Source organism: Caldithrix sp. (genome assembly GCF_056497305.1).
This window is the reverse complement of the sequence record NZ_JBSMDE010000061.1, coordinates 23,453-32,292: the sequence shown is the minus strand read 5'-3', so window position 1 is coordinate 32,292 and position 8,840 is coordinate 23,453. Positions and strand designations below refer to the sequence as shown.

6 protein-coding genes are annotated in these 8,840 nt (G+C 45.1%); 5 read left to right on the top strand and 1 reads right to left on the bottom strand.

Translation table 11 applies throughout. From position 1 onward, the window contains the following. Positions 1–232 precede the first annotated feature (232 nt). Positions 233–2,011, bottom strand: coding sequence for an SLC13 family permease (locus ACWB0I_RS05200; protein ID WP_479386978.1), 1,779 nt, complete (start codon positions 2,009–2,011; stop codon positions 233–235). Positions 2,012–2,866: 855 nt separating this feature from the next. Here ACWB0I_RS05200 and gcvT point away from each other — a divergent pair. The 5 genes from gcvT (at position 2,867) to ACWB0I_RS05175 (ending at position 8,827) form a co-directional block, all read left to right on the top strand. Continuing rightward, positions 2,867–3,943, top strand: coding sequence for a glycine cleavage system aminomethyltransferase GcvT (gene gcvT / locus ACWB0I_RS05195; RefSeq protein ID WP_479386977.1), 1,077 nt, complete (start codon positions 2,867–2,869; stop codon positions 3,941–3,943). 13 nt (positions 3,944–3,956) lie between these two features. After that, complete coding sequence (locus ACWB0I_RS05190) at positions 3,957–4,676, top strand: 2-phosphosulfolactate phosphatase (protein WP_479386976.1); 720 nt, start codon at positions 3,957–3,959, stop codon at positions 4,674–4,676. 154 nt (positions 4,677–4,830) lie between these two features. Then, entirely contained in the window at positions 4,831–7,353 is a 2,523-nt protein-coding gene (locus tag ACWB0I_RS05185; RefSeq protein WP_479386975.1) for an FtsK/SpoIIIE family DNA translocase, read from the top strand. Position 7,354: 1 nt separating this feature from the next. Next, the gene (gene lolA1 / locus ACWB0I_RS05180; protein ID WP_479386974.1) at positions 7,355–7,990 is read left to right on the top strand and encodes an outer membrane lipoprotein periplasmic chaperone LolA1; all 636 of its coding nucleotides are present in this window, start codon (positions 7,355–7,357) and stop codon (positions 7,988–7,990) included. A gap of 12 nt (positions 7,991–8,002) precedes the next feature. Next, on the top strand, positions 8,003–8,827 hold the full coding sequence (locus ACWB0I_RS05175) for a tyrosine-protein phosphatase (protein ID WP_479386973.1): 825 nt from the start codon (positions 8,003–8,005) through the stop codon (positions 8,825–8,827). Positions 8,828–8,840: the final 13 nt, after the last annotated feature.

The following is an 8,840-nucleotide window of genomic DNA, read 5'->3' as shown; positions in this document are numbered from 1 at the left end:
TACAACTCCTTAGATTGATTTTCCACACTGAATAAGCTCAATTGCATCTAATTTTACTCCTGCTAAACTAAATTAAAATGCATGACAAAAAGATTTTGTGTTAATTGGTTTTCCTGCCTTCCATAATGGCTGCATTTGAAAAACCAGAGCGGAGGTCAATTTTTTTACTTATTGAAACATCAACCTGCCTACTGCGAACCATGGTTATTACCCCGCAATCTGGATTAGTTTCTTAAAAATACATTAAATAGATCAGCGTAACAGAAACCGCGGTCACGAAAAGTTGCATGGGAATTCCGGCTCGTAAAAAATCTTTAAAGCGGTATCGTCCCGGGCCATAGACCATAATATTAGTCTGGTAACTGATGGGCGTAGCAAAGCTGGAAGAGGCGGCGATGGCCATGGTTAAAATAAAGGGGCGTGGATCGACCTGCATCTCTGTAGTCACGGCCAAAACGATGGGGAAAACCAGGGCTGCGGTGGCATTATTGGTAATGATGTTAGCGTAACCGCTGGTGATCAAAAAGACGCCTGTTAGTACGCCGATCCGACCAAAAGCGCTGCCGCCGAGAATGATGTAGTGGGCAAAAAATTGGGACAGACCGGAATTTTTAATACCGGTGGCAATCCCAAAAGCGGCAGCAATGATGACCAGCACCCTGAAATCCACTGATTCGCGGGCTTCTTCCAGCGAAATGGTGCGTGTTAACAGTAAAATCATCACCGCTATTCCAGCAGCCACCACAATGGGTACCAGATGCAAAACAAACAGCATCACCATCAGGGCAATGGTTCCCACGGCAATGATCTGATTTTTTACCGGTTTGGAAGGGACCTTTACGCTTTCTGAGACCAGCAAAAAATCTTTTGAGTGATAGTATTTTTTCAGAAAATCCTTACGCGCCAGCAGCAATAGAGTGTCGCCCGCTTTTAAAACAATGTCTCCAATCTTTTTCTGGATGCGCTCTCCATTGCGGTGAATGGCAATGATCACAGCATCGTACTTCTGACGGAAATTACTCTCCCGAACATTCTGGCCAATCAAAGGAGAACTATTGGAAATAACCACTTCAAAAGGCCGAATTTCAGAAGAGTCGTACTGTTTTAAATCAAGTTGCGCATCTTCAATGATTTTTAAGCCCGGGGTCTTTTGCAATTCAAGAATGGTTTTAGGCAGGCCGGTAAAAAAGAGACGATCTCCGACCTGAATCACCTCATCCGGTCGCGCCGGTGCAATAATCTCTCCATTACGTTCTATTTGAAAAAGGAACAGGCCGGACAGGTGACGCAGTCCTGCTTCTTCAATGGTTTTACCAATGCCCTTAAATTTTGATGTCACTTTTAAGGCCACGACAAACTCGCGTGTATTGGCTTCGAGGTTTTGCAGAGATTCCTTGCGCTCCGGCAATAGTTTACTGACCACCAAAATAATGAACAATAAACCACTGATGGCCACCGGCACGCCAATTTTTGAAATCTCAAACATCTCCATGCCCCGGATGCCGTTCTCTTCCATCAGACCATAGATGATTAAATTGGTGCTGGTGCCAATGAGTGTACACATTCCGCCTAACATGGCCGCATAAGATAGTGGAATAAAAAATTTCGATGGAGCCAGATTCTGGCGCTCTGTCCAGTTTTTTAAAGCCGGAATCATGAGAGCCACCACCGGCGTGTTGTTAATAAAAGCAGAGACTGTAGTTACAGGAAACAGGAGACGCACCAATTTCCTGGAATACCCTGCATGTCTCCTATTGCCAAACAATACATTTTGCAACTGGGCCATCAACCCCGAGTTGTTCAGACCAGCAGCCACAATGAAAAGAAAACCAATCGTTAACATACCTTCGTTTGAAAAGCCAACAAAAGCCTCCTTAACGCTTACCACCTTGCCCAGAATGAGCAAGAATAAAAAAGAAAGAAGGATTAACTCGGATTCAAAACTCTCCTTAATCAGGAAAATAGTAGTTAAAATCAACAGAATTAAGGTGTACCAGAATTGAAAATCCATTTTTCAACCTCAATCGTCCGATGCTTGTTTTTTATTGCAAATCCATAGAGATTTTTCAAATTCCATGACGCGTATTTGTATTTTTTAAACTTCAACTCCCATGGGTTATCTACGCCTTTTGGATTAGGTAAAAGGTATCTTTGCCATGGGAGCATGTGCAAAATTTTTAGAATGCTGGGCAAAAGTCGGGCTAAAACTTAGCCAGCTTCTATTTTCAAAGTCTTCATTTATTAAATATATTCAAGAATTATGTAATAAAAAAGTTTTTATGGCGTATTGATTCCCATCAAAAAAGGAGCTGATAGAATACTGCCTTCAAATATTTGTTCTTCCCTGGCAAGAAGAGAAAGTTTTGCTGCTCTGCACCATGGAAGAAGCGTAAATATTTGGAGTGTTAGAATGATCCCTCAGTGCAATTCTGCTCTATCTACCAACCAGAACCTTTGTACCGATTAAGCAATACGGCCAACGTAAAAATCCGTAGGGACGGAATAATCATAGCCCACCGCGTCAGCCGTGGGAAAACAAAACGCACAAAGCTGCCAGACAATTAAGAAAATTTCCCACACAAGCCTTCCCCCTCTTCCAGATTTTTATTCTGGGAGAGGGGGATCGAGGGAGTGAGGGCAATTTTTTGCGCTCTTTGTGATTTCTTTGAGCTCTTTGTTTTGTGAAATTCCTGGTAAAATAATTTTATTTACAGTTCTGCTGTCTTGGTCTTTAAAAATTTTTAAAAATAATCCCAATCCCCTCAATCCCCTTAACTATGATTGCATCTGTAATTTTTTTTAATCCGTAATTTTGATTATATTTATGAATCAAAACAAATAATGAAATAAAACGGAGAACTGTAAGATGGAATTAAAAAAAACAGCTTTACACGATGTGCATGTCAGTTTAGGCGCAAAAATGGTTGAATTCGCCGGCTTTCACATGCCCATTCAGTATCATAGTATTCGTAAAGAACATATCCGCGTACGAACTACCGTAGGCGTCTTTGATGTTTCGCACATGGGCGAAATCCTAATCAGTGGTCCTAAAGCTTTAGACATGGTACAAAAAGTAACCATTAATGATGCGGCCAAGCTGGAAGTGGGCCAGGTGCAATATTCGGCCATGTGTTACCCCCATGGCGGTATGGTGGATGATTTATTGGTTTACCGTTTTGAGGATCACTACATGCTGGTAGTGAATGCAGCCAATAAAGATAAAGATTATCAGTGGATTCTGAAAAATAAGATCGACGGTTGCCAGATCGAAGATCGCAGCGACGAAATTACCCAATTGGCTGTGCAGGGTAAAAAGGCTGAGGAAACACTACAAAAACTGACCGACATCAATCTGGCGGAGATCAAATATTACTGGTTTACCGAGGGCGTTTTAGCCAATGTACCGATGATTATTTCCAGAACAGGTTACACCGGCGAACCGGGATTTGAACTGTACTTCGCCAACGAGCATGCTGTTCCAGTCTGGAATGCGGTAATGGAGGCAGGCAAAGAATTTGACATTGAACCTATTGGATTAGGGGCACGCGATACACTGCGTTTAGAGAAAAAAATGTGTCTGTACGGTAATGACATTGATGAAACCACCAATCCCATTGAAGCTGGATTAAGCTGGATTACTAAACTGGACAAAGGCGATTTTATTGGTCGGGAAGCGTTACTAAAAGTCAAGGAAGAAGGCCCCTCGCGAAAACTGGTGGCCATTGTGCTGGAAGGACAGGGCTTTCCCCGGCATGGGTACAAAATCTTTAAGGACGACCAGGAAATCGGGCATGTAACCAGCGGGACGGTTTCGCCTATTTTGAACAAAGGAATTGCCATGGGGTATGTGGCCCGTGAATATGCTAAAGTGGGCACAGAACTGTCCATCGATGTGCGGGGGAAAAAGGTGCCGGCCGTGGTCATCAAACCGCCTTTTCTTTAATGGGCACGGATGAATGGCTTTCGTAGACGTTCTTTTCAGTGCAACGGATCTGATCGAGGTACCGCAGGCCATTGTGGTGGTGATCGATGTGCTCCGCGCCACATCGACCATTGTGACCGCTCTGGGGAACGGAGCCCGCGCCGTGGTGCCTGTAGCTTCGGTAAGTGAAGCGTTAAAAACGGCTGCCCGTCAGAGTGATGTGCTTCTGGCCGGCGAACGCCAGACCCTTAAACCGGAACATTTCGATCTGGGCAATTCACCGCTAGAGTATCTTTCAGCGCACATTGCAGGTAAAACCATCGTTTTGACCACAAGCAATGGAACACGAGCCATAAAGAGTGTGGGAGCAGCGCAACAGATTGTTGTCGGCTCCTTCTTGAATGCCGGGGCTGTGACGCACTATCTGAATCAGGCAAAGCGGGATGTCCTCCTCTATTGTGCCGGAACTGAGGGGCGATTCGCTCTGGAAGATGCCCTGTGTGCTGCCTATTTTTTAAATGAATTACACCACTTCACTTTAAGTAATGCAGCGCTCTGGACGTTGCAGGGCGCGCGAGCGTTTTTCCCCGTTGCCAGCGAAAACAAGTCCCATCATATTTTGCAGGCCATTTCACGCAGCGAGCATGCTAGACGGTTAAAAAAGTTAGGCTTCAAAAAAGATATTGCCTATTGCGCGCAATTGAATACCTTTTCTTTTGTCCCTGTTCTTCAGGAAGGCAAATTTATAAAATAAAAGAACTTAAGAACGATCAAACTTGTTTTCACAGGTCTAAATCTGTAAATTAGCTCGTAAAGATTGCCAGACAGGTGGTCTGGTGAATGTGAAATCTTAGCCAGACCAGTTCGTACATTAAAATTTAGTTGTAGGATGAATAGCAGATAAATTCATGGCCAGAAAAAAGAAAAAAACAAAGAGATCGACCTCTTCCAAACATAAACGTCAGGCTTTTGGAGTCCTGCTATTAGGCCTGGCGCTCATCATTGCCCTGGCCATTGTTTCGCATGATCTACGTGATCCGGTGATCCTGCAAAGTTTTGGAAGCGGTCAGGTGGTGCACAACTGGTTTGGGCGCCTGGGCGCTTTTCTTAGCTACTATTTAATGCAATGGACCCTGGGCTATCCCATCCTGATCTTTCCTATCATTTTGGCCATTTACGCCCTGCAAATTTTGTTGGGAAGAAAATTTGACTGGTTCTGGAAAACCACCATCGCTTTAATCGCCTGGGGCATTCTGTTTTCCGTCTTTTTAGCCATGCCCGAGGCTTTGAGAAGTGAAGGCCAGATTTCCGAATATTTTCCCAGTGGGTTAATCGGCGGATGGCTGGCTTCCAGGCTGGTCATTTTTTTCGGGCATTTCGGCAGCATCACATTGCTGGTTATTATCACCGTTACCATGCTCATCCTGAGCATCCGGCTGGAAGTGGCGCCCGTGCTGGAAGGTCTGGCCTCCGTGCTGGATAAGCTATTCCATTTCGTTAAAGACGGACTGCTTCAATTAGCAGGAAAACTGCGTCGGAAGGCCGTTCCCCCCGCAAAACCCGATGTCTGGGATGAAGCAGAGGCCGAAAAAGATTTAACCGAAGCCTTACTCGATCCGGAGAAAACAGAAGTGGAAGAAATTCCGGAAATCAATTTCCCTGAAGCTAAATTTAAGGAAGACCTGAGCGAACCCCCCCCCGTAGAAGAAGAGGAAGATGAAACCTCGGAACTGTTAAAAACCCTTCCGGAAGAGAAAACAGACGGCGTTGGTATTCAAACCGACCTGGATTCGTTATTGGCCCAGCTGGAAGAGCAAAGCGTGCCGACTGCCGAAAAAGCCGCCCCACAACTTGCTGATCAGGATGGAGAAGAAGAAAATAATGGTCTGGAGTTTGAAGTTCAGGAAGAAGTGAAAGACAAAGAACTGGATTATGACCGTCTGCTGCGCGAGAGTATGGCAAAATTTAAATTCCCTTCCACCGATCTTTTGAACGATCCCCCTCAGGTGGAGACCAGTATTACGCGGGAAGAATTAAAAGCCAATGCCGATTTGCTGGAATCGCGCCTGGAAGAATTTGGCGTTAAAGCCAAAGTGATTCGTGTGACGGCCGGGCCGGTTATTACTCTGTACGAACTACAACCGGCGCCTGGCGTTAAAGTGAGTTCCATTGTCTCCCTGGCCAATGATCTGGCATTGGCCATGGAAGCGCGTGGCATTCGTATTATTGCCCCTATTCCCGGTCGGGCGGCCGTGGGTATTGAAATTCCCAATCGCAATCCGCAAACCGTCTATTTAAAGCCCCTGATTCGTTCAGAAAAGTTTGCCACCAGTCATTTTGAACTGCCTGTGGCCCTGGGCAAAACCATCTCGGGAGAATCCTATGTGGACGATTTAAGCAGAATGCCCCACCTGTTAATTGCCGGGGCTACCGGCGCAGGAAAGAGCGTGGGCATCAATACACTGATTATGTCGCTGGTTTATGCCGTAAGTCCGGCAAAAGTCAAGTTTGTCTTAATCGATCCTAAGCGACTCGAACTCTCCATTTATGAAGAGTTGAAAGATCACTACCTGCTTCATCGTCCGGACCTGGATGAAGTGGTCATCACCAAAGCCAAAAATGCCGTGAGTATTTTGAACACCCTGGTGCTGGAAATGGAACGGCGCATGGACTGGTTGTCTACCCTCAAGGCGCGGAATGTGGCGGAATTCAATAAAAAAGTGCAGGCCATGCCTGGCGATAAAGACGGGTATTTTCGTGAATTGCCATACATTGTTGTGGTCATTGATGAATTGGCCGATTTGATGATGGTCGCTCAAAAAGAAGTGGAAGCGCCCATTGCCCGTTTAACGCAAATGGCGCGGGCTGTGGGCATCCATCTGGTTGTGGCCACTCAACGCCCCAGCGTCAATGTGATCACTGGGGTCATTAAAGCCAATATCCCGGCCCGCATAGCGTACATGGTCTCCTCTAAGGTCGATTCGCGGACTATTTTAGATATGAATGGCGCTGAACAATTGTTAGGTAAAGGAGATATGTTGTACCAGGCGCCGGGTAGTTCCAAACCCGTCCGCCTGCAAAATCCTTTTGTCTCTTCCGAAGAGATTGAACGCGTCATCGAACACATTCGCAAACAACCTAAAATGCCCTATTACAGTTTACCCCAGCCCGGCAAATCAGCCGATGGCGAAGGCTTTGGCATGGAAGACGATCGGGACCCGGTTTATGAAAAAGCTCGCGATCTGGTTATCAGACATCGCCAGGGATCTATTTCCTTTTTACAGCGTAGATTACAGATCGGTTTTTCGCGGGCTGCCCGCATCATGGATGAATTGGAAGAAGATGGAATTGTGGGACCTCAACGCGGAAGCAAGCCCAGAGAGGTGCTGGTTTCGCTGGATGAATATAAAAAAATGCGTGGAGAAGAATAAGATGAAATTAATTGCTGCTTTGCTAATCGTTGTGTTTACTCTATTTCAAATGGCACAGGCCCGTGATGTGAAAAATGTGATCCGTAAGGTGCAGAAAAAATACGATGATATAGAAAATTTCGAAGCCAGCTTTGAAAAAGTGGAAACTTTTCAGCTAACCGGAACCCAAAATGTGGCCTCCGGTAAACTGTACATCAAAAATGGTCAGAAATATCGTTTTGAAACCGAAGATCAATTGGTGATCAGTGATGGAAAAACCGTCTGGACTTACAATCGCATTAACAATCAGGTGTTGATCGATAAAGTTCGAAAAAATTCAGGCGCTCTGTTGCCCCGCGACATTTTATTCAAGTTTCCAAAAACGCATTATGCCACCCTGCTGGGTGAAGAGGAGTTAAACGGAAAACGAACCTACGTGGTTAAGCTGGAACCTAAAGAAGATGTCCAGGGATATTTCAGCGCCATTAAAATCTGGGTTCAGGACAAAAAATGGCAAATTGTAAAAATTGAAATAATCGATCTAAATGGCAATAAATCCATTTTTAATCTTTCCAAGATTTCTACAAGCAGCAAACTTCCAGATGATCTATTTACCTTTACACCATCTCCGGACATGGAAGTGGTTGATATGCGATAGGATCGGCCGTTTATGAAAACAGCGCGCTTTGTTGATTTACATTCACACTACATATTTGGCCTTGACGATGGCGCCTACGATCTGGAAACCAGCATGGCCATGCTGGAACAGGCCGCTTCCTTTAATTTTGAAGCCTTACTGGCTACGCCTCATGCCACCGAATTAACAGATGAGGAATTTAGCCTCCAGATAATCCGCCATTTCGAACAGGTTAAGCAATTGGCCCGAAAAGAAAAACTGCCCCTGCAACTTTACCTGTCGGCCGAAATGTTTTTTTCCTCACGCATTTTTGACTGGTTTCAATATCCCTGGGCAACCTTTAACAACAACAAAAAGTACTTCCTGTTCGAACTACCGCTGTTTGATTTGCCGGATGGGATTGGCGACTTCATTTTCAAGACGCGCCTTAAAGGCTATATCCCGGTGCTGGCCCATCCGGAACGCTACCGTTACCTGCACGATAAGATAGATAAGTTGATGACCTTTGTACAACAGGGATGTTTAATCCAGGTTAATGCCGGTAGCATTGTAGGGCAATTTGGCAAATCGGTGCAAAATATGGCCTTAAAATTAATCAAAAGCGGCATGACGCATTTTGTAGCTTCGGATGCGCATGAGACAGAAAACCGCAGCTATCAGACCCTGGTACAGGCCAGAAATGAATTACAGCCTTTGTTGGATGAAGAGGCGCTGGAAATTCTATTTTTCCGGAATCCTCTGAATGCGATTCAGGCAGGAGAGGTGCACTATTTTGAAATCAATGAGAACCATTTACTGCCGGCCCAGGATAAGTGGAAAAAAATATGGAAGCGCTTGGGTAAAAAGTTATGGTCTTAAAGAAATTCGGAAT

Excerpts from the sequence above, each read along its gene's own strand:
- ACWB0I_RS05200 (WP_479386978.1), bottom strand. The coding sequence starts at position 2,011 with ATGGATTTTCAATTCTGGTACACCTTAATTCTGTTGATTTTAACTACT.
- ACWB0I_RS05175 (WP_479386973.1), top strand. The coding sequence starts at position 8,003 with ATGAAAACAGCGCGCTTTGTTGATTTACATTCACACTACATATTTGGC.
- ACWB0I_RS05190 (WP_479386976.1), top strand. The coding sequence starts at position 3,957 with ATGGCTTTCGTAGACGTTCTTTTCAGTGCAACGGATCTGATCGAGGTA.
- lolA1 (WP_479386974.1), top strand. The coding sequence starts at position 7,355 with ATGAAATTAATTGCTGCTTTGCTAATCGTTGTGTTTACTCTATTTCAA.
- gcvT (WP_479386977.1), top strand. The coding sequence starts at position 2,867 with ATGGAATTAAAAAAAACAGCTTTACACGATGTGCATGTCAGTTTAGGC.
- ACWB0I_RS05185 (WP_479386975.1), top strand. The coding sequence starts at position 4,831 with ATGGCCAGAAAAAAGAAAAAAACAAAGAGATCGACCTCTTCCAAACAT.